The 19,886-nt window shown below is 72.9% G+C and carries 21 protein-coding genes and 1 riboswitch; of the genes, 7 read left to right on the top strand and 14 right to left on the bottom strand.

The window, feature by feature from the left end; translation table 11 throughout:
- Nucleotides 1-93 precede the first annotated feature (93 nt).
- The 3 genes from ACFYT9_RS20355 to ACFYT9_RS20345 all read left to right on the top strand — a co-directional run bounded on the left by ACFYT9_RS20355 (nt 94) and on the right by ACFYT9_RS20345 (nt 3,960).
- Entirely contained in the window at nt 94-843 is a 750-nt protein-coding gene (locus ACFYT9_RS20355; RefSeq protein WP_389165711.1) for an ABC transporter ATP-binding protein, read from the top strand.
- Entirely contained in the window at nt 840-3,191 is a 2,352-nt protein-coding gene (locus ACFYT9_RS20350) for an ABC transporter permease (protein WP_389165708.1), read from the top strand. Before ACFYT9_RS20355 ends, ACFYT9_RS20350 begins: the two co-directional genes overlap by 4 nt.
- A 96-nt stretch (nt 3,192-3,287) precedes the next feature.
- Nucleotides 3,288-3,446, top strand: a riboswitch (cobalamin riboswitch).
- 70 nt (nt 3,447-3,516) lie between these two features.
- A complete protein-coding gene (locus tag ACFYT9_RS20345) occupies nt 3,517-3,960 on the top strand; it encodes an acyl-CoA thioesterase (protein ID WP_376602069.1) in 444 nt (147 codons plus the stop codon).
- A 34-nt stretch (nt 3,961-3,994) separates the two neighbouring features.
- On the opposite strand, the gene ACFYT9_RS20340 is transcribed toward ACFYT9_RS20345, so the two are convergent.
- The 6 genes from ACFYT9_RS20340 to rpmB all read right to left on the bottom strand — a co-directional run bounded on the left by ACFYT9_RS20340 (nt 3,995) and on the right by rpmB (nt 8,292).
- Nucleotides 3,995-4,480: a DedA family protein gene (locus tag ACFYT9_RS20340; RefSeq protein ID WP_376602068.1), complete on the bottom strand. Its 486-nt coding sequence runs from the start codon at nt 4,478-4,480 to the stop codon at nt 3,995-3,997.
- Nucleotides 4,481-4,772: 292 nt separating this feature from the next.
- The gene (locus ACFYT9_RS20335) at nt 4,773-5,375 is read right to left on the bottom strand and encodes a helix-turn-helix domain-containing protein (RefSeq protein ID WP_389165704.1); all 603 of its coding nucleotides are present in this window, start codon (nt 5,373-5,375) and stop codon (nt 4,773-4,775) included.
- Between the two features lie 123 nt (nt 5,376-5,498).
- Complete coding sequence (locus tag ACFYT9_RS20330) at nt 5,499-6,725, bottom strand: Cmx/CmrA family chloramphenicol efflux MFS transporter (protein ID WP_389165701.1); 1,227 nt, start codon at nt 6,723-6,725, stop codon at nt 5,499-5,501.
- Between the two features lie 455 nt (nt 6,726-7,180).
- Nucleotides 7,181-7,492 carry a hypothetical protein gene (locus ACFYT9_RS20325; RefSeq protein ID WP_387280017.1) on the bottom strand — a complete coding sequence of 104 codons (312 nt, stop codon included), beginning with the start codon at nt 7,490-7,492 and terminating at the stop codon, nt 7,181-7,183.
- A gap of 258 nt (nt 7,493-7,750) precedes the next feature.
- Nucleotides 7,751-8,056 carry a 30S ribosomal protein S14 gene (gene rpsN / locus ACFYT9_RS20320; RefSeq protein ID WP_389165698.1) on the bottom strand — a complete coding sequence of 102 codons (306 nt, stop codon included), beginning with the start codon at nt 8,054-8,056 and terminating at the stop codon, nt 7,751-7,753.
- Nucleotides 8,056-8,292: a 50S ribosomal protein L28 gene (rpmB, locus tag ACFYT9_RS20315; protein ID WP_389165694.1), complete on the bottom strand. Its 237-nt coding sequence runs from the start codon at nt 8,290-8,292 to the stop codon at nt 8,056-8,058. The genes rpsN and rpmB overlap by 1 nt, the downstream gene beginning before the upstream one ends.
- Before the next feature lie 66 nt (nt 8,293-8,358).
- Between rpmB and rpmG the strand changes: the two genes are divergently transcribed.
- From rpmG to rpsR, 4 genes are read left to right on the top strand one after another with little or no spacing between them, the layout of a single operon-like run.
- Entirely contained in the window at nt 8,359-8,523 is a 165-nt protein-coding gene (rpmG, locus tag ACFYT9_RS20310) for a 50S ribosomal protein L33 (protein ID WP_389165691.1), read from the top strand.
- 55 nt (nt 8,524-8,578) lie between these two features.
- Nucleotides 8,579-8,827: a type B 50S ribosomal protein L31 gene (locus ACFYT9_RS20305; RefSeq protein WP_387279997.1), complete on the top strand. Its 249-nt coding sequence runs from the start codon at nt 8,579-8,581 to the stop codon at nt 8,825-8,827.
- Nucleotides 8,824-9,966, top strand: coding sequence for a CobW family GTP-binding protein (locus ACFYT9_RS20300; RefSeq protein WP_389165686.1), 1,143 nt, complete (start codon nt 8,824-8,826; stop codon nt 9,964-9,966). Before ACFYT9_RS20305 ends, ACFYT9_RS20300 begins: the two co-directional genes overlap by 4 nt.
- A gap of 56 nt (nt 9,967-10,022) precedes the next feature.
- Nucleotides 10,023-10,265 (top strand): 30S ribosomal protein S18, encoded by a 243-nt coding sequence (gene rpsR / locus ACFYT9_RS20295; protein WP_389165683.1) that lies wholly within the window; start codon nt 10,023-10,025, stop codon nt 10,263-10,265.
- A gap of 200 nt (nt 10,266-10,465) precedes the next feature.
- Here the strand turns inward: rpsR and ACFYT9_RS20290 are convergent, their stop codons facing one another.
- The 8 genes from ACFYT9_RS20290 to ACFYT9_RS20255 all read right to left on the bottom strand — a co-directional run bounded on the left by ACFYT9_RS20290 (nt 10,466) and on the right by ACFYT9_RS20255 (nt 19,570).
- On the bottom strand, nt 10,466-11,278 hold the full coding sequence (locus ACFYT9_RS20290) for an ABC transporter ATP-binding protein (RefSeq protein ID WP_389165680.1): 813 nt from the start codon (nt 11,276-11,278) through the stop codon (nt 10,466-10,468).
- Nucleotides 11,278-12,306, bottom strand: a complete 1,029-nt coding sequence (locus tag ACFYT9_RS20285; RefSeq protein WP_389165835.1) for a FecCD family ABC transporter permease — start codon at nt 12,304-12,306, stop codon at nt 11,278-11,280. Before ACFYT9_RS20285 ends, ACFYT9_RS20290 begins: the two co-directional genes overlap by 1 nt.
- Nucleotides 12,307-12,386: 80 nt before the next feature.
- Nucleotides 12,387-13,388 carry an ABC transporter substrate-binding protein gene (locus tag ACFYT9_RS20280; protein WP_389165678.1) on the bottom strand — a complete coding sequence of 334 codons (1,002 nt, stop codon included), beginning with the start codon at nt 13,386-13,388 and terminating at the stop codon, nt 12,387-12,389.
- A 121-nt stretch (nt 13,389-13,509) separates the two neighbouring features.
- Entirely contained in the window at nt 13,510-14,493 is a 984-nt protein-coding gene (locus ACFYT9_RS20275) for a PLP-dependent cysteine synthase family protein (protein ID WP_387280009.1), read from the bottom strand.
- Nucleotides 14,490-15,632 (bottom strand): histidinol-phosphate transaminase, encoded by a 1,143-nt coding sequence (gene hisC / locus ACFYT9_RS20270; protein WP_389165675.1) that lies wholly within the window; start codon nt 15,630-15,632, stop codon nt 14,490-14,492. Before hisC ends, ACFYT9_RS20275 begins: the two co-directional genes overlap by 4 nt.
- Entirely contained in the window at nt 15,629-17,065 is a 1,437-nt protein-coding gene (locus tag ACFYT9_RS20265) for an MATE family efflux transporter (RefSeq protein ID WP_389165672.1), read from the bottom strand. The genes hisC and ACFYT9_RS20265 overlap by 4 nt, the downstream gene beginning before the upstream one ends.
- Nucleotides 17,062-18,042, bottom strand: coding sequence for an ornithine cyclodeaminase (locus ACFYT9_RS20260; protein WP_389165669.1), 981 nt, complete (start codon nt 18,040-18,042; stop codon nt 17,062-17,064). The genes ACFYT9_RS20265 and ACFYT9_RS20260 overlap by 4 nt, the downstream gene beginning before the upstream one ends.
- Nucleotides 18,043-18,175: 133 nt before the next feature.
- A complete protein-coding gene (locus ACFYT9_RS20255; protein WP_389165666.1) occupies nt 18,176-19,570 on the bottom strand; it encodes an amino acid decarboxylase in 1,395 nt (464 codons plus the stop codon).
- Nucleotides 19,571-19,886: the final 316 nt, after the last annotated feature.

Raw genomic sequence — 19,886 nt, 5'->3', positions numbered from 1 at the left:
CGCCTCCGCCCCCGTCCCCGTGGCGTCCGTGTCCCTCGCCGCACCCGCCCCTCCCCCGTATCCGATGAATCCGACGTATCCGAGGAGCCTTCCGTGACCGCACCGGTGATCGAACTGCGCGGGGTGACCCGCCGCTACGACGACGGGCCGCCCGCTCTGCGGGACGTGTCGCTGACCGTGATGCCCGGCGAGGCCGTCGCGGTCCTCGGCCCCTCCGGCAGCGGCAAGTCGACGCTGCTCCACCTGATCGCGGGCCTGGACCGGCCCGACGCGGGCACCGTCACCGTCGAGGGGGTGCGGGTGGACGGGCTGGGCGAGGCCGGGGCGGCGCTGCACCGGCGCGCGAGGATCGGCATGGTCTTCCAGTTCTTCCACCTGCTCGACGATCTGACCGTCACCGAGAACGTCGTGCTGCCCGCCCGTCTCGCGGGCACCGGACGGCGCGAGGCCGAGGTGCGGGCCGCCGGGCTCCTGGAGCGCCTCGGCATCGACCGGCACGCCCGCGCCCTGCCCGGACGGCTGTCCGGCGGTGAGCGCCAGCGTGTCGCCGTGGCGCGGGCGCTGATGAACCGGCCGGCGCTGCTCCTCGCCGACGAGCCGACCGGGGCGCTGGACACGGCCGCCGGGGAGGACGTCGGCGCGCTGCTCGCCGGCCTCCACGCCGAGGGGCAGACCCTCGTCGTCGTCACCCACGATCTGGCCCTCGCCCGCTCCTGCGCGGACCGCACGGTGCGGATCGCCGACGGCCGGCTCACCGAGGACGGCCCGGCGGGCGGCCCGTCGCCGTCCGCCACCGCCGACGTCCGTCCGGCGCGGGCCCGCGCCGCCGGGGAGGTCCGGTGAGCGCACTCGGCAGGGTGATGCGCGCGGGGGTGCGGCGACGCCGGGTGCAGACGGTGGTGATCGGGCTCGCCACGATGGCGGCGGTGGCGGCGTCCGTCCTGGCCGGTTCCCTGATCATGGTCTCCGGCGCGCCGTTCCGTGACGCCTTCGCCCGGCAGCACGGCGCGCACCTGTCCGTGGAGTTCGACGCGGGCGCGGTGAGCGCCGGGCGGCTGGCGGGCTCCGGCGGGGCCGCGGGGGTGAGCGCGGCAGCCGGGCCGTTCCGTACCGCGACGATCGCGCCGCGGGCGGACGCGTCGGGCCCCGGGTGGCCGGTGACCGTCGTCGGGCGGCCCGACCCCGGCCGGGAGGTGGACGCGGTGGCGCTGGTCGACGGGCGGTGGGCCGCGGGCCCGGGCGAGATCGTGCTCTCCCCCGACGCCCCGGTCCGCCCCGTCCTGGGTCTGAGGATCGAGTTCCCGGGGCCGTCCGGCGGTCAGGCGCTGACGGTGGTCGGAATCGCCCGCTCGGTCACCGGGACCGCCGACGCGTGGGTGGTCCCGGACCAGACGCCGGCGCTGATCCCGCCCGGCGGCGGCGGTTTCCAGATGCTGTACCGCTTCGCCGACGCGGGCACCGAGGGGGCCGTCGCCGCGGGCGGGAGGGCGGTGACGGCCGGGCTGCCGGCCGGGGCGGCCGTGGGCGAGCGGTCGTGGCTGGCCGTCGCGGAGGGCGCCGAGCGCGACACCGCGCTCTACGTCCCCTTCCTCGTGGCGTTCGGCGCGCTCGGCCTGGTCATGTCGGTGCTCGTCGTCGGCAACGTCGTCGCGTCGGCGGTCGGGACGGGGACGCGCCGGATCGGGATCCTGAAGGCCGTCGGCTGCACCCCGGCCCAGGTCGTACGGGCGTATCTGGGCCAGGCGCTGGTGCCGGCCGCCGTCGGCACGACCGCCGGTGTGCTCGTCGGCCATCTGCTCGCGGTGCCCGTGCTGGCCGAGGCGGAGGAGGTGTACGGCACCTCCTCCCTGGCCGTGACGCCCTCCGTCGACCTGGCGGTGATCGCCGGGGTGCTCGGTCTGGTGGCGGCGACCGCGTGGGCGAGCGCCTGGCGGGCGGGCCGGCTGCGCACGGTCGACGCGCTCGCCGTCGGGCGGGCCGTACCGGCGGGGCGCGGCGGCCGGGCGGCCCGCGCGGCCGGGCGCCTGCCGCTGCCGCAGCCGGTCGCCCTGGGCCTGATGCGGCCCTTCGCCCGGCCGGTCCGCGCGCTGGCCATGGGCACGGCGATCCTGTTCGGCGCGGCCGCCGTCACGTTCACCGTGGGGATGGGCGCCTCGCTCGGCGAGGTGATGAAGGCCAGGACCCACGACGTGGCGGACGTCACCGTGCCCGAGCCGCGGCCCGCCCTCGGGCCGCCCGGCACGGCGGCGCCGGAGCGGACCCCGAAGGCCGATCCCGCCGCCGTCACCGCGGCGATCGCCGGGACCGCGGGCACCGGGAGGCAGTACAGCGCCACGACGGTACGGGCGACGGTGGCCGGCCTCACCGGGCTGGTCGAGGTGGTCGCCTTCACCGGCGACGCCTCCTGGGGCGGCTACACGATGGTCTCGGGCCGCTGGTTCGGGAAGCCGGGCGAGGCCGTGGTCCCGACCCCCTTCCTGACCGCGACCGGCACCCGCGTCGGCGACACGGTCACCCTGAGCGGCATGGCCGAACCGGTCACGGTACGGATCGTGGGCGAGGTCCTCGACCCGCGCAACGACGGCATGCAGGTGTTCACCGACTTCGCGACCGTCGCCCCCGCGCACCCCGACCGGACCTCGACGAGCCACCATGTCGCGGTCGCCCCGGGCACCGGCGTACCGGCCTACGTCGAGGCGCTGAACGCCCGCCTGGCCCCCCTGGGACTCACCGCACGGGCCGGCGCGCTCCGCTCGGGCGGCGACATGGTCGTCACGCTCAACGCGCTGGCCGCGCTCCTGACCCTGGTCCTCGTCACCGTCGCCGCGCTCGGCGTCCTCAACGGCGTGCTGCTCGACACCCGCGAGCGCGTCCGGGAGATCGGGGTGCACAAGGCGCTCGGCATGACCCCCCGTCAGACCGTGGCGATGGTCCTCACCTCGGTCGCCGTGACCGGGACGGTCGCGGGCGTCCTGGGCGTGCCGCTCGGGGTCGCCCTGCACGGCCGGATCATGCCCGCGATGGCCGACGGCGTGGGGCTCCGCCTCCCGGCCTCCGTCGTCGACGTGTACGGCGCGGCCGAACTCCTCCCCCTGGCCCTCGGCGGGCCGCTCATCGCCGTCTTGGGGGCCCTCCTCCCCGCCGGGTGGGCGGCCAGGACCCGCACGGCCACGGCTCTGCGCACGGAATAGCAGGTCAAGCCGGGGGGAGGGTCCGCGGGGGCGGCGGCGGCGCGTACGCTGGCAGGTGCAGCTGGTTCGCCCCCGTCAGCCGTACGGGACGCGTCGTAAGAGGGAACCCGGTGGGAATCCGGGACTGCCCCGCAGCGGTGAGCGGGAACGACCGCCGTCCTACGCACTGGGTCCTGGAAGGGTCTGGGAAGCGACGGCCAGTAGGGGTTCCGCCGGGTGGAGATCCGGTGGGCGGGCCCGCGAGTCCGAAGACCTGCCCGCTGTCCGCGCGCCGGCGACCCGTGCGCGCGGTGCAGCCCGCCGCGACTCGCGAAGGAGAGTTGACGTGGCCGATCGTGCCGTCTCCGCATCCCCCCGTCCCGCCAAGACCCCGGACGACTCCCGGGTGGTGCTCGCCCACATCATGAGCGAGCACGACACCAACCTGTACGGCACCATCCACGGTGGCGTCATGATGAAGCTGATCGACGACGCCGCCGCGGCGGCCGCCGGGCGTCACGCCGACGGACCGGCGGTGACCGTGTCGGTCGACCGGATGACCTTCCTCGCCCCGGTCCGGGCCGGGGACCTGCTCAGTGTGGAGGCCGGTCTGGAACGGGCGGGCAGGACCTCGATGACCGTCGGCGTCCGCGTGACCGCCGAGCGCTGGAACAGCTCCGGCCCCGCCACCGAGGTCGCGACCGCCTTCCTCACCTTCGTCGCCATAGACACCGACGGCTCCCCCCGTCCGGTGCCCGCCCTCGACGTGGTGAACGCCGGCGTCTCCTGACCGGGGTCCCGCGGCGGACGACGCGTCCCGGCCCTCAGGACTGTCCGGGCGCGTCCGCCTCAGGGGCGGTCGCCACCGCCCTGCGCCTCCGGAGGACGACGAGTCCGCACGCGGCGAGCAGGAGGACGGCCACGCCCGCCACGCCCAGTGCCGTGTGCCGGGCGAACAGCGCGCCCAGTGCGGCGATCGCGCCGATCCCGAAGACGGCGTAGAGCAGGGCCCAGGCCGCTCCGCCGACGAACAGCGCGGGAAGGTAGCGCGGCAGCGGCATCCGCATGGTGCCGGCGAGGAAGTTGGCGGCGGTCTGGAAGCCCACGGTCAGGAAGGAGACGGCCACGACGGGCGCGCCCCACCGCTGGATGGCCCGTTCGGCGCGCTGGAACTTGGCGGAGGACATCCGCTCGGCGAACCTGCCGCGCCTGGCGCCGGCGCCGGCGAGCCAGCCGACGGCGAAGGTCCCCCCGGCCCGGAGCAGAACGATCACGTACAGGGCTCCGGCCACGCGCAGGATCTCACCCACGGCGCCTCGCTCCGGTCACCCGCGGCGAGGGTCCCGCCACACCGGTCCCGCGACGGGCACCAGCCCGGTCTCCGCCTCTCACCTGCGCTCCGCCTCTGCCCGTTCCGTCGCCTGGATCCCACCGTACCGGCACCCGAACCCGCCCCCACCACCGAGCCGGACGTCCAGCAAGGTCACCCTAACCGAACGCCCGTCCACCGGACCGGGCGCACCCCGGACGCCCCACGAGCTACCCACTCCGCCCGTTCCCCACCCCTCGGCGCTCCCCCGCACCCGGACGCCCGCCTCCGGTTCACGTGCCGGAGGCGGGCGTCCGGTGCGAGGGTCGGGCACGGACGTGCATCCGCTCGCCCTGCCGCCCGAAGATGCTCAGCACCTCGACCGGCCCCTGCCCCGTGCTGCCGAACCAGTGCGGCAGGCGGGTGTCGAACTCGGCCACCTCCCCCTGGTCGAGCACCAGATCGTGGTCGGCCAGCACGAGGCGGAGGCGGCCCGAGAGCACGTACAGCCACTCGTACCCCTCGTGCGTGCACGGGTCGGGCGTGTCCCGCGTGGCGGGCAGGATCATCTTGTAGCTCTGCAGCGGTCCCGGCTGACGTGTCAGAGGCAGCACGGTGTTGCCGCCGACCGCATGGGGTTTCAGCCTGACCCGCGGATCGCCCACCTCCGGCGCGCCCACCAGCTCGTCCAGCGGGACCTGGAACGCCTGGGCGATGGGCAGCAGCAGGTCAAGGCTGGGGCGCCGCTGCCCCGCTTCCAGGCGCGACAGGGTGCTCTTGGAGATGCCGGTCGTCCTGGCGAGCGCGGCGAGGGTGACGCCGCGGGTGGTGCGGACCCTCCTGAGCCGGGGGCCGACGGCGGACAGGACCTGGGAGAGGGACGACGACTGCTGCATGTCCGTATGAGAGCCTCCGGTCCCCCAAGTCGCAACCAGGGGTGCTGCTTTCGGACCACGCGCCGCGCTCCCGGCACGGGGGCGGGCCGGGAGCGCGGCGCGGACCTGCGACGGGGGGAGCTGTCAGCCCTCGCCCGGGTGCGGGGCGCGCGCCCCGGTGCGGGTCATCGTCCGGTCGATCAGGACGACGGGGACGGTGAGGGCGGCCAGGGCGGCCCCCAGCCAGGGGAGGGCGGTCAGTCCGGCACCGGCGCCGAGGGCCACGCCCGCCAGGACGGGCACGATGCTGATGCCGAGCTGGAACATGGAGACGGCGGTGGCGCCGGCGAGGGTCGGCGCGTCCGCCGCCACCGCGAACACCCGTCCGTAGACGGCCGGGTTGAGCACGAAGCCGGCGACGCCCAGCAGCAGGACCAGGACGACGACCGGGATCGTGTGGTCGGCGAGGAGCGCGAGCAGCACCGAGGTGACCAGGATGCCGACGGCGCCGAGGAGGAGCGCCTGGTGCGGACGGCGGTCGGCGATCCGGCCTCCGATCGACAGGCCGACGAAGGCACCGATGCCGAAGAGGACCAGGACCGGGGGCACCCACACCGCGTCGACGCCGGTGACGTCGGTGAGGAAGGCGGCGAGGTAGTTGTACGAGATCATGTACGCGGCGGTGCTCAGCAGCGTCGCGGCGTAGACGACCCACAGCTGCGGCCTGCGCATGGTGCGCAGCTCCCGGCCGACGCTCGGCTCCCGGGCCGGCCTGGTCGCGGGGACGGCGGCGGCGGTCGCGACCGCGCCGAGGACGGTGAGGACGACCACCGCCCAGAACCCGCCCCGCCAGCCGGTGAAGTGGCTCAGCAGGGCGCCGGCGGGACCTCCGCCGACCATGGCGACGCTGAGTCCGCTGACGACGACCCCGGAGGCGCGCGCGGTGCGGTCGGGGGTGACCAGGCTGATCGCGGTGACCGCGGCGACCGCCCAGAACCCGGCGTAGGCGAGACCGCACAGGAAGCGGGTGACGGTCAGCAGCGCGAAGCTGTCGGTGACCAGGCCGACGGCCACGCAGATCGCGAACACGCCCTGCGAGACGACCAGGGTGGTGCGGCGCGGCCAGCGCAGGGTGAGGACCGCGAGGGGCGGCCCTCCGATGACGACGCCGATCGCGAAGGCCGAGATCAGCACCCCGGCGGAGGAGAGCGTGATGTCCAGGTCCTCGGCGACGTCGGGCAGCACTCCGGCGAGCAGGAACTCGGCGCTGCCCATGGCGAAGAGGCTGAACGCGAGCAGGTGGACCGCGAACGGCAGCCGGTCGCCGGACTTCCGGGGTGCCGCCTCGGGGGTGTCGGTCCGGACGCTCATCGGCTTCCGCCGGACGGTCGGGCGGTCGTGGGACGCATGGGTGAACTCCTCTTCCTGCGGCGGGGATCGGGCGGATCAGGGTGGGCGCGCACCGGTTCGCCGGGCGTGCGCGGCGGGGCGCCGGAGGAGGTCCGGGCCCGCCGCGCGCGGCGGGCCGGGGCGCCGGTGATCCGCTCGACCGCGGTGGTGACTACGCGTCCCCATGCTGGAAGCGGGTGCCGTGGACGGACAACGTTCGTTGCCGGAACCGGGACAGGGGGTGCCGCCCCGTCGGGCCGCGGCGCGGGTGCGCCTGCCGACCAGGGGGCACGGGAACGCACGGCTCCCGCCACCTGAGGCCCGGATCCGGACGGCGAGGAAATCGAGAGAAGTCGCGCCGATCTCAGGGCAAAAAACAATGCACCCCGCGCGGGGTGCATTGCCTCAGGGAGGATTATCGGGGCCGGCGAGAGAATTCAGTGGTCGTCCCAGTGGCCGTCGTGCGCCGCGTGCCGGTGGCCGTCGTGCACGTAGTCCAGGTGCCCGTCATGAGGCACGGCCACGTGCCCGCAGCCCTCTCCGTGCGCATGGGCGTGATCGGCGTGCGCGTGGTGCTCCGCGGCCTCGCACTCGTCGACGTGCCCGTCGTGGTCGCGGTGCAGGTGGCCGTCGTGCACGTAGTCGACGTGATCACCATGGGGAAGCGCCACGTGCCCGCACCCCTCGCCGTGCCGGTGGTCGTGTCCGGGGTGCGGTCGGTGCTCCAGAGCAGTCGCCACGTCTCTCATCTCCACGATCTCCGTCGCCGCACCCCGTGTGCGGCGCACGACCTCTTTTCTACGCCGCTGTCCGCACTGTCGCCACGCGAGACACACTCCCCGCGGAAATATCCCGCACTCTGAATTCGGTAACGATTTTCACTTTGAATTCAGGGAATCGGAAAATCCAATTTCCGAATTCCGCCGGCGATGTCCGGGCCCCGGCGGGGAAGGGCGTGGGCCCACACCCCCCTGGAAGGTGTGGGCCCACGCCTTCCGGAGCCGCGCCTACCAGGAGGACTTGGTGACTCCGGGCAGGAAGCCGGCGTGAGCCTGCTCGCGCGTCCGGACCCGCGAGAGTCCGAACTTCCGCAGGTGGCCGCGGGGGCGGCCGTCGACGCTGTCGCGGTTGCGCACCCGGGTGGCACTCGCGTCGCGGGGCTGCCCGCGCAGCTCCGCCACGGCCTCGGCGCGCTGCTCGTCCGTCGAGGACGGCCTGCGGATGATCTCCTTCAGCTCGGCCCGCCGGGCGGCGTACCGCGCGACGACCGCCTTGCGCTTCTCGTTCTGCGCGATCTTGCTCTTCTTCGCCATCAGACCTTCACTCCCCGGGCGCGGATGCGGGCCACGGCGGCCTCGATGCCGATCACGTCGACGGTCTTGATCGCCTTCGCGCTCAGGGTCAGGCGGACGTGACGGCCCTCGCTGGGCAGCCAGTAGCGCTTGCGCTGGATGTTGGGGTCGAAACGGCGCGAGGTACGCCGGTGCGAGTGGGAGATCTTGTTGCCGAAGCCCGGCTCGGCGCCGGTCAGCTGGCAGTGGGCGGACAAGGTGCTACCTGCTCTCTACACGATGGGGCTTGTTGGAAATGATTTCCATTCCCGTATAGTACCCGTATGGCTCGCAACGAGGTACGCCCGATCATCAAGCTCCGCTCCACCGTCGGCACCGGCTACACCTACGTCACCCGCAAGAACCGGCGGAATGACCCGGACCGGATGGTGCTGCGCAAGTACGACCCGGTGGCCCGCCGTCACGTCGACTTCCGCGAAGAGCGCTGACCCCACCCCCCACCCCGACCCCACCCCTCACCTCGACCCCAGCAAGGACACCGCCATGAAGCCCGGCATCCACCCCGCCTACGGCCCCGTCGTCTTCCGCGACAAGGCCGCGAATCACGCCTTCCTCACCCGCTCCACCATGACCAGCGACAAGACCGTCGACTGGGAGGACGGCAACACCTACCCGGTGGTCGACGTCGAGATCTCGAACGTCAGCCACCCCTTCTACACGGGCACCGCCCGCGTGCTGGACACCGCCGGCCGCGTCGAGCGCTTCGAGCGCCGCTACGGAGGCCGCAAGTGACCCTTCCCGTCGTCATCGTCGGCGGACTCCACTCCGACGCCCGCGCCGAGGTCGTGGAGCGGCTGCTCCGCTCCGTCCCCGGCAGCGTCGCCCTGCACCACGACCTGTCCACCGCACCGGACGGCACCGTGCAGCGGGTCGTGCGCGACTCCGGCGGCGAGCTGTCGCGCGGCGAGACGCCCCTGGTCAACGACTGCGCCTGCTGCGCGCTGCGCGAGGACCTGGTGCCCGAGCTGGAGCGGCTGGCCCACGGCGGGCTGACCCGGCTCGCCGTCGTCGAACTGTGGGACTCCGTGGAGCCCAGGGCGATGGCCGAGGTCGTCGTCGCCCACGGCGCCGGCGCCCTCGACCTCACCGGCGTCATCACCGCGGTCGACCCCGCCCTCGTCCTGCCCTATCTCGCCAACGGCGACGACCTGGCGGAGGCCGGCCTCGCCGCCGCGGCCACCGACCAGCGCACGGTCGGCGACACCTGGGCGCGCCAGCTGGAGTACGCCCCCGTCCTCGCCCTCGTCGACAGCGAGGACGCCGACGACGAGGACCGCGCGCTGCTCGCCCAGCTCCACCCGACCGCCCGACAGGTGGCCGCCGGCTCCGGCGAACTCGCCGAGCTCGCCTTCGCGGGCTTCGACGTGGAGGCCGCGGCGGCGGCCCAGCACCCGGCCTGCGCGCTGCTGCCCCAGGAGGCGGACGAGGCCGGGGTCACCACCCTCGTCTGGCACCGCCGCCGCCCCTTCCACCCCGGGCGTCTGTACGAGGCACTGGAGGACCTGTGCTGCGCGGCGGCCCGCAGCCGCGGCCGGTTCTGGCTCGCCGACCGCCCCGACACCCTCCTCGCCTGGGACGCCGCAGGCGGCGCCCTGTGCGTGGAGAACGCCGGCCCCTGGCTGGCCTCGCTGCCCGACGCGGCCTGGGAGCTGGTCCCGCCGATGCGCCGGGCGGCGGCCGCGCTCGACTGGCACCCGGAGCACGGCGACTGCGGCCAGCACCTCGTCTTCACCTCCCCCGGCCTCGACCGTCAGGGGCTGGAGCAGCTTCTGGAGTCCTGCCTGCTCACCGACGCCGAGTACGCGGCGGGGCCCGAGGCGTGGAAGGCCCTCCCCGCCGCCTTCGACTCCCTTCTCGACCCGGTCTCCTGACCCACCGACACCTCCGACCTGACCCACCGACACCACCGAAGGACCCACCCACACCCATGGCACGCCGACAGACCCCCCACAAGCCGCTGAAGTCCCGCCCCAACCCGCTGGACGCCGCCGGGATCACCTACGTCGACTACAAGGACACCGACCTGCTGCGGAAGTTCATCTCCGACCGCGGCAAGATCCGCAGCCGCCGCGTCACCCGGGTCAGCGCCCAGCAGCAGCGCCAGATCGCCGCGGCCATCAAGAACGCCCGCGAGATGGCCCTCCTCCCCTACAGCAGCAGCGCCCGCTAGGTATCGACACCCCTCGGGTGGTGAACGCCCCCCGAGGGGTTCGGCGCGCGATCGGGCCTCGCGGCAGTGCGGCGCAGCGGGGCACGACGACAGGCAGGACGGCGAAGGGACCACCGGTTCGGAATCGGTGGTCCCTTCGCCGTCCTGCCGGCGCCGTCAAGGGTGTCAGGGCTGTGGTGAGCGGCTGCGGACGCCGCTCCCTACCTGGGGTCGCGCTCCTTCTCCCGCTCCGTGGTCGACCGGGTGGCCGTGGCCAGGTAGGTGACGCGGAGGGTTCCGGTGGCCGGTTCGCGGTCGACGAGGACCTCGACGCCGTAGACGGACTTGATCAGGTCCGGGGTCAGCACGCTCTCCGGGGCACCCGCCGCGACCACCCCGCCGTCCTGGAGGAGGACCAGGTGGTCGCAGTACCGCGCGGCGAGGTTCAGGTCGTGCAGGGCGACGACGCAGGTGACGTCCAACGAGGTGAGGAGGTCGAGGAGTTCGAGTTGATGACGGATGTCGAGGTGGTTGGTCGGTTCGTCGAGAAGGATCTCCCGGGGCTCCTGGGCGAGGGCCCGCGCGAGCTGGGCGCGCTGCTTCTCGCCTCCGGAGAGGGTGTGCCAGCTGCGCCGCTGTTTGTCGGTGAGGTCGGTCCGCTCCAGCGCCGCGTCGACGATCCTCCGGTCCTCCTCGCCGAGGGCGTCGAAGCGGCCGCGGAACGGGGTGCGTCCCAGTTCCACGACCTGCCGGACGGTGACCTGGTGGTGGGCCGTCACGTCCTGCTCGACGACGGCGAGCCGGCGTGCCAGCGCCCGGCGGCCGAGCGCCGTCAGGTCGGTGTCGTCGTAGCGGACGGCTCCGCCCTCGGGACGGCGCAGTCCGGCCAGCAGCCGCAGCAGGGTGGACTTGCCCGAGCCGTTGGGTCCGAGGAGACCGGTGACCTTGCCGTCGTGGGCCTCCATGCCGATGCGGTCGAGGAGGCGTCTGCCCTTGACGGAGAAGCGGAGTTCCGTGGTGTCGATGCGTCCCATCAGGACTCCAGACGCTTGAGGACCAGGGCGAAGGCGGGGGCGCCGAGCAGAGCGGTGATGACGCCGGCGGGCAGCTCGTGCGGCGCGAACGCCGTACGGGCGAACACGTCCACCCAGATGAGGAAGACGGCCCCGGAGATCGCGGACAGCGGCAGCAGGGAGCGGTGCGTCGGGCCGGCCAGGATCCGGACGGCGTGCGGGACGAGCAGTCCGATGAAGCCGATCGCGCCGGAGGCGGCGACGGCCGCCGCCGTCATCACGGAGGTGAGCACCATGAGCCAGACGCGGGCCGCGGTGACGTTGATCCCCAGGGCGGTGGCCGAGTCCCAGCCGAAGGTGAAGGCGTCGAGGGCGGGCGCGAAGAACTGCACGGCGACCACTCCGGCCAGGATGATGACGACCGTGACCGTCACCCCCTCCCAGCGGGCGCCGCCGAGGGTGCCGAGCAGCCAGTAGGTGAAGCCGCGGGTGGAGTTGGCGTCGCCGTTGACCATGAGGATGACCGAGGTGACCGCCGCGAAGAACTGCGACACCAGGACTCCGGTGAGCACGACGCGGGACGGGCTGGCGACACGTCCTCCGCGGAGCAGGAGCAGCAGCAGGCCGAAGGAGACCAGTCCGCCGGCGAAGGCGCCGGTGGAGAGGGAGACGCTGCCGCCGATGCCGAGGACGAGGACCGCGACGGCTCCGGTGGAGGCGCCGGACGAGACGCCGAGCAGGTACGGGTCGGCCAGCGGGTTCCTGGTGACCGCCTGGAGGACCGCGCCGGAGACCGCCAGGGCCATGCCGACGGCGGCGGCGAGCAGGACCCTCGGGAAGCGGGACTCCCAGATGAGGGCGTCCAGCAGACCCGGCAGGGGCGCGGTGGGGGCGATGCCGCCCAGTCCGATGTGCCGCAGGATCGTCGAGACGACGTCCAGCGGCCGGATGTCCGCGCTCCCGAACAGCGACGCGAGGACGATCGAGACCAGCAGCGCGGTGCCGGCCAGGAGGAGGAGCGCCACCGTCGAGGCGCGCCGCCGGTGCACCGGAGCCTTCTCCCCCGTGGTGAGCGGGGCTCCGGTGCGCGCGACGGTCCTGAGCGGGCTGGACGTCATGGTGGGACGGTTCACCCGAGCTTGTTGAGGCCGTCGACCAGCGCGGGGACGGCGGACGCGCTGCCGTACGCGGGGTCCATGTGGCTGCCGGGGATGGTGATGAACCTGTCGCCCTTCACCGCGGCCAGCTTGCTGGTGAGCGGGTCCTTCTTGAGGAGCTCGATCTTCTCCTCGGCGGTGTCGTTCGGCTCGCCCCGGGTCAGATCGGCCAGGATGATGACGTCGGGGTTCCGCGCGGCGACCTCGTCCCAGCTCACCTCCGCCCACTTGGTCTTGGCGTCGGCGAAGATGTTCTCGACGCCGACGAGCTCGGATATGTGCTGCGGCAGGCCACCGGGGCCGGCGGCCCAGGGGGTGCCCTCGTAGGTGGAGTAGAACCACATCACCTTGAGCGGCTTGTCCCGCTTCTCGACGGCGCCCACCGCCTTGTCGACGACGGCCTTCTGCTCGGCCGCCAGCTTCTGGCCGGCCTCGGGCACGCCCATGATCCTGCCGAGGCGGCGGTACTCCTCGAACAGCATCGAGAAGTCCGCGTTCGCCACGCTCTCGTGGTAGGTGCAGTCGAACTCGGTGAGGTAGGTCGGCACGCCCAGGTCGTGGAGCTGCTTGCGCTCGCCGGACTGCTCCTTGGTGAACATGCTGGCGAAGGAGCCGTACACGAAGTCCGGCTGGGCCTCCAGCAGCTTCTCGTGCTTGATCTCGGCTCCGGGGGCGGAGAGGACCGGGATCTTCTCGTACCGCTCCGCGATCGCGGGCGGCGTCTTCTCGATCTCGTAGCCCGTGCCGGCGATCCGGTCGCCCACCCCGAGGTGGATGAGGATCTCGGCGGCGGTCTGGTTGAGCGTGACGGCCTTCTTCGGCGCGGCCTTGACGGTCACGTCGGTGCCGCAGTTCTTGAGCGTGAGGGGGTAGGACGTCGCGTTCGACGCGGCCGCCGACGGCTTGTCCTGCTTGCCTCCGCCCGAGGCCGTGTCCGTGCCGCATCCGGTGAGGGCGAGCAGTGTCGCCGCCACACAAGTAATGGTAATCGTTTTCGTTTTCATCGTCCGCACATTATCAGGTGGTAGGGAGGGAGAAAATGCTGTGCCCGGTGCCTCCGGGGGCACCGTCGGAACGGTGCCCTCGGGTCGGCGGCTACCGCAGAAGGGCGTCCAGCCGGCGGGCGACCTGCTCGTCGAACAGGCCGTGGTCCGCCATCCATTCGTCGTTGAAGACGGTGTCGAGGTACTTGTCCCCGCCGTCGCAGACCAGGACGACGATGGTGGTGCCGGCGGGCGCGGTCCGGGCCCGCTCCAGCGCCTTGTACACCACGCCTCCGGCCGAACCCCCGATCAGGACACCGAAGTTCCGGGCCAGGTGGCGGCAGGTCTCGAAGGCTTCCGAGTCGCTGACCTTGAGCCCCTCGTCGAAGACGTCGTAGTCGACGACGCGGCCGATCTCCGACCCCTCGGGGGTGCCCGTGCCGGACTGGTGGTAGGGCGCCCCCGGGCCGCCGAAGACGACGGAGCCCACCGGTTCGACGCCGACGATCCTCAGGTCCGGGATGCGTTCACGGAGGAAGCGGCCCGTTCCGCAGAGCGAACCGCCGGTGCCGACGGCGCCGTACAGGTAGTCGATGTCGTCGCCCAGGTCGTCGTGGAGTTCGCGGGCGAGCGGCCGGTAGCCGTTGGGGTTGCCCTCGTTGCGGTGCTGGGCGGTCCAGTACGCGCCGTGCTCCGCGGCGAGCCGCTCGGCCGTGGTGTCGCGTTCGGCGGTGGCCAGACCGCCCTCGTCCCCGGCGACGTTGAGGATGTCGGCGCCGTAGGCGAGCATGCCCCGGAGCTTGTCGACGCTGGAGTGGTTGTCGACCACGGCGGTGAACTTGTAGCCGCGTTCGGCGGCTATGAGGGCGAGACCGAGCCCGGTGTTGCCGGAGGTGGACTCCACCACCCAGCCGCCGGGAGCGAGGAGACCGGCCTCCTCCGCCTCGTCGACCATGTTCCTGGCCATCCGGATCTTCGCGGTTCCGGTGGGGTTGAACTGCTCCAGTTTGAGCAGGACGGTCGCCCCGCCCTCCGCGACGGGCAGCCTGAGCAGCGGCGTCCGTCCGATCAGATCGGAGATCCTGGTGGTGATCACGGCGTGTCCTTCGCGCAGATGTCGGTCAGGCAGCGGACGAAGACGTCGTTGTCCCCGGGCGTCGACAGGGAGGCCCGGATGCAGGTCTCGTAGCCGGGTTCGCGCCAGGCCTTGACGATGACCCCGGCGTGGTGGAGCTCCCGGGCGACGTGGTCGGCGGGCCGGCCGGTGTCGATGAAGAGGAAGTTGGCCGCGGACGGCACGACCTTCAGTCCCGCGTCGCGCAGAAGGCCGGAGACCCGGGCGATCTCCAGGGCGGTGCGACGGACCGTGTCCGCCAGGTGCGCGGGGTCCCCCAGCGCGGCGATCGCGGCCTCCTGCGCCGGATGGTTCACGTTGTACGGGGTACGGACCCGGTCCAGGGCCTGGATCAGGGCTTCGTCGGAGGCGATGCCGTATCCGACGCGGACGCCCGCCAGGCCGTACGCCTTCGAGAAGGTGCGCAGCACGATCCACGGCCGGTCCAGACGGCGCAGGGCTTCGAGGCCGTCCGGGTAGCCGGGGCAGGACCGGGCGAATTCCCCGTACGCCTCGTCGAGCACCAGCAGGGCCGTGTCCGGGAGGCCGGCCACGATCCGCTCCAGCTCGCCCGCGGCGAGCATCGCGCCGGTGGGGTTGCAGGGGTTGGCGAGGAAGACGAGCTTGGGGCCCTCCGCGAGCGCGTCGCGCCAGGCGTCCGCGTCGAACCCGAACCCGTCGGTGACCGGGACCTTGCGGACGCGGGCGCCCATGACGCGGGGGAAGGTCTCGTGCAGGCTGAACCCGGGCGCCTGGGTGACGACGAGGTCACCGGGGTCGAGAACGGCCTGGCAGAGCAGTTCCAGGATGTTCTCCGAGCCGTTTCCGAGCACGACACGCTCGGCGGGCACGTCCAGGCTCGCCCCGATGGCCTGCGCCAGCCGTCGCCCGGAGGGGTCGGGATAGCGGGAGACTCCGTCGGCCAGGGCCTTGCGGACCGCTTCGGCGACCGCCGGGGAGGCGCCGAACGGGTTCTCGTTGTTGGAGAGTTTGATGACGCGGCCGGAGCCGCTGAGCGCGGCGACCTCGTCCGGGTCGGCGCCGGGATCGTAGCGGGGCAGTCCCGCCACCTCCCGGCGGATCAGGGGGGCCGAGGACGCCGGTGCGAGGAGGGGGTTCATGACGGCTCCGGTTCGGGTGCGGGGGCGCCGGACGTCTCCCGGTGGAGCCGTTCGACGCGGCGGAGGAACGCGGCGAGGAGGATGGCCGCGGTGGCGGCGAGGCCGATGGTCTGGCCGGTCCAGACGCCCTCGACGCCCCAGCCGGCCGTGATCCCCAGCAGGTAGCCCGCGGGGAGGCCGATCAGCCAGTAGCCGACGAGGGAGATGCGGAAGGGACCGGCCGTGTCGCCGATGCCGCGCAGGATGCCGTTGCCGATGTTCTGGGTGGCGTCGAAGACCTGCATGAGGGCGGCGATCAGCAGTCCCGTGACGGTCAGCGCGACGATGTCGGCGTTTCCGGCGTGCTCGGCCGAGACGAACAGGGACACGATCGCTTCCGGGACCGCCAGGTACACGGCGGCGACGAGCAGCGTCGCGATCACGCCCCAGGCGGTGCCCAGCAGCCCCAGCGTCCGGGCTTCCCGGTAGTCGTCACGGCCGTCGGCCTCGCTGATGAGGATCGAGGCCGCGTGGGAGAGTCCGGCGGAGACCATGAAGACGATGTAGACGATCTGGTTGAGCACCGTCTGCGCCGCCAGGGCCTCGACGCCCAGGGAGCCGATGACCAGGGTCAGCACGCTGAAGAACCCGGCCTCCGAGGCGTAGGTGCCCGAGATGGGCAGCCCCAGCCGCCACACCGAGCGGACCGCGTCCCCGTTCCAGCGCCGAGCGTGGGGGGAGGTGAGGTACGGACGGAGGGTGTCGTCACGCATGATCACCGCGACGAACGCCAGGAAGGACAGCAGGAACACGGTGACGGTGGCGATCGCGACACCGACGAATCCGAAGGCGGGCAGGCCGAACTCGCCGTGGATCAGGACGTAGTTCAGGCCGATCGTGGCGCCGACCGAGGCCAGCGTGATGGCCAGCAGCGGGCCGGGGCGCTTGAGGCCGGTGGTGAAGTGCCGCAGGTTCTGGAACCACAGGCAGGGCAGCATGCCCGGCGCCAGGACCACCAGGAACTCGCCGGCCTTGTCGACCACGGTCCGGTCCTGGCCCAGCAGCACGAGCAGCGGGCCGACGAGCAGCAGCGCCGCGCAGAAGACCACACCGCAGACGGTCGCCCAGAAGAACCCGGCGAACAGCAGGGCGCCGACGCGCTCCTTGTCGTCCCGCACCCGCGCCTCGGCCACCAGGTTGCTCACCCCGGTCACCAGGCCGGTGCCGGTCGTGCGCAGCTGGTTGAAGAGGGCGAGGGCCAGACCGGCGGCGGCGATCTCGACCGCGCCGAGCCGGCCCAGCATGACGATGTCGACGGTGGTGAGGGCGACATAGGCGAAGTTGGTGAGGATCAGGGGGAAGGCGAGCTTGAGCAGCGCGCGGGACTTCCCGGTCCACCGGCCCGCGCCCGCCGCGCCGGCTCGGGGGGTACGGGTCGTTTCGGTACCGCTCACCAGAAGTCGACCTTGTCCCCGCGCCCGGCCGCCAGCGCGAGGTCGGCTATGTACCGGCCCAGCGCGGCGTCGGTGACCGCCATGCCGCTGTTGTAGGCGAAGACCACGTCCTCCGGGCGGCGCCGGGCGGGCGCCAGGCCGAGCAGGATGTCGGGCAGCTGCGCGTCGACCGACGGCGGGGTGCCGTCCTCGCCGCGCAGGTCGTCGCAGGTGGCGTGCATCTGGGCGGTGTCCGTGGCGATGCGGTAGTCGGCGCCGTGGCAGACGTCGGCATGGACGCCGTATCCGAGGAGTACGGCGACCGCGCCCGGCTTCATCCAGTCGCGCCGGACCTCCTCCCTGGCCGAGAGGCCGGCGGCGCCGATGACGATGTCCGCCTCGCCGGCCGCCTTCCTCAGGTCCGTGACGATCTCGACCTCGCGGCCTTCGACGCTGTCCTGAACGGCGCGCAGGCCCTCGGGGTACGTACCGAACACCTGGAGCCGCTCCAGGTCCGGCATCGCGGCGACGAGCATCGGCAGGGCCGCCTGGCCCTGGACCCCGGTGCCGACGACGAGCGCGGTCCGGGCGTCGGGGCACGCGGCGCGGGCGAACAGCGCGGTGGTGGCGGAGGACCGCAGGGGACCGAGCTTCACCACGTCCATCAGCGCGATCGGCGCCCCGGTCGTGTCGTCCACGAGGAAGACGAAGGAGTGGAAGGAGTAGGCGTCCTCGGTGCGTCTCGGGTCGAACTCGTGGACGGCCTTGAAGCAGACGGTGCCGCTGCCGGCGTCCCTCGCCACCATCGAGTAGCTGAGCGAGCGGTGGTCGGGTCCGTCGATGATCGTCTTGACCGGGTTGTCCGAGCCTCCGTCGCGCAGCGCGCGGTAGGCCTGCTCGACGACCGCGATCACCTGGCGGCGGTCGAGGTCAAGGCTCTCCTGCTGGGACTGCGGCAAGAGCCACAACTGGCCCGGTGGGGCGTACTTCTGCGGCATGGGGTGCTCCTTCGTCGGCTTGCGCCGGGATGGGTCGGGGGGGGGTCGGGGGTGTGCGGGGGGAGGCGTTCCGTGGACGTACCGGGGCGGCGCGCGGGGATGTCGTTCGGGGGTGTCGTTCAGGGGGCGTGCGTCAGATCCCGTCCAGGCGCCAGCGGGGCGCGGCCGCGTCGTCACCGAGCCGAAGGACGGCCTTCAGGGGGAGCGCGGCGTCGTGGAAGGGGGATTCGTTGGAGTCCATCTGGTATCCGGCGGTGTTGAGGTAGACCAGGAGGTCACCGCGGCGCACGGGCCGGGGGAACCCGACCTTGCGCCAGGTCACCATGTCGCTCTCCAGGCAGGTGGAGCCGGCGACACAGGCCGGGAACAGTTCGTCGGCGCCCGGCCGGGCGGAGATCAGCAGCGGATCGGGGAGGTAGTCGCTGTTGAACCACTGCTCGGAGAGGCTGAAGCTGCTGCCCTCGGCGGTGACGATGGCGTACCCGTCGGTCTCCCTCCGGTCGTCGACCTGCTGGACCCGGTAGAGGGTGAATCCCGCCTGGTCCAGCAGGGCCCGGCCGGGTTCGACGACGAACCGGATCCCGTGCCGCCGCGCCTTCGCGGCCAGGCTCTCCCCGCCGCCGACCGGGTACGTCATGATCGCGTGGGCCGCCTGCTCGGCCGTCTGGCCGCCGTACGGGTAGAAGTCCTTGAAGTCCTTGCCCGCGTGATAGTGCTCGGGCCGGTTCTGGGCGAGGAACTCGTCCCAGCGTCGGGGTTCGACGTACCGGACCGGCAACCCGCCTCCGATGTCGACGAGTCGGGCCGTGGACGCGCCGCGACGGCGGGCGTCCACGCAGTGGTCGATCATCTCGTCCGCGGCCAGGGCCCGTTCGGCCGCGGAGTAGCCGTCGAGGTGGAAGGAGAAGCCCTGGAGTTCGATGTGCCGGTCGAGTTCGGCGCAGAGCGCGACGGCGGCCTCGCGCTCGCCGCGGGACATGCCGAAACGGCTCCCCGACCGGTCGGCCGTCCGGGATCTCAGCAGCACCCGCGCCCGGCGCCCCGCACCGCGCGCGGTCCCGGCCAGGCGGCGCAGTTCGCCGAGCGAGTCGATCGCGACCAGGCTGCCGTGCTGGACGGCGAGCGTGTGCAGGGTGTCGTCCTTCTCCGGTCCCGAGACGCCGATCCGATGGCCGGGGACACCGCCGGCCAGCGCCTTGACCAGCTCGGGCGTGCTGGCCACGTCGACCCCCACCCCGAGGGCGGCGGCCGATCTGACGTAGCAGTCGGCCTTGTTGGCCTTCTTGGCGAACAGGATGTCGACGTCGGCGCCCGCCCCGGCGAAGGCCCGGCCGAGCCTGCCGACGTTCTCCTCGAAGACCTCGGGCAGCACGACGTGCAGGGGGGAACCCAGGCCGTCCAGCAGGTCGGCGAGCAGGGCACGGTGATCCTCCAGAAGCCTGGAGACGGTGGGATGGCGTAGTGCGGGCAGCGCGAAGGGCCGGGTTCCGGCCGTCGTGCGCTCCGTCCGCTGTCGCGAGATGAGCACACCCGTACTTCTATACGATGATGACACTCATTTTCAACAAGATGGCCGAGCCACTCCCCCGCCGAGCCCGCTCGGCGCGCGCCGGCGAAGCTTCCGGGCCGTCAGGACCTCCCGCACCGACAGCGGGGCGAGCCCCGGACGCCCGTTTTGATAACGGCATCCATTTTCATATAGAGTCGCGTCCGGCCGGAGCACCCCACGCACCGGCCGCCCCCACGGAGCCCGCGCGTCACTACCGTCGACGACCGACCGGTCCGATCCGTCACTTCCCGGTCGCGGCCCCGGCCGGCGCGGGCTCCCGCACCCACGGACAGCA

The organism is Streptomyces sp. NPDC004435 (assembly GCF_042873895.1).
GTDB lineage: Bacteria > Actinomycetota > Actinomycetes > Streptomycetales > Streptomycetaceae > Streptomyces.
Note: the sequence above shows the minus strand (reverse complement) of the source record. Positions and strands in the feature narration are given on the sequence as shown.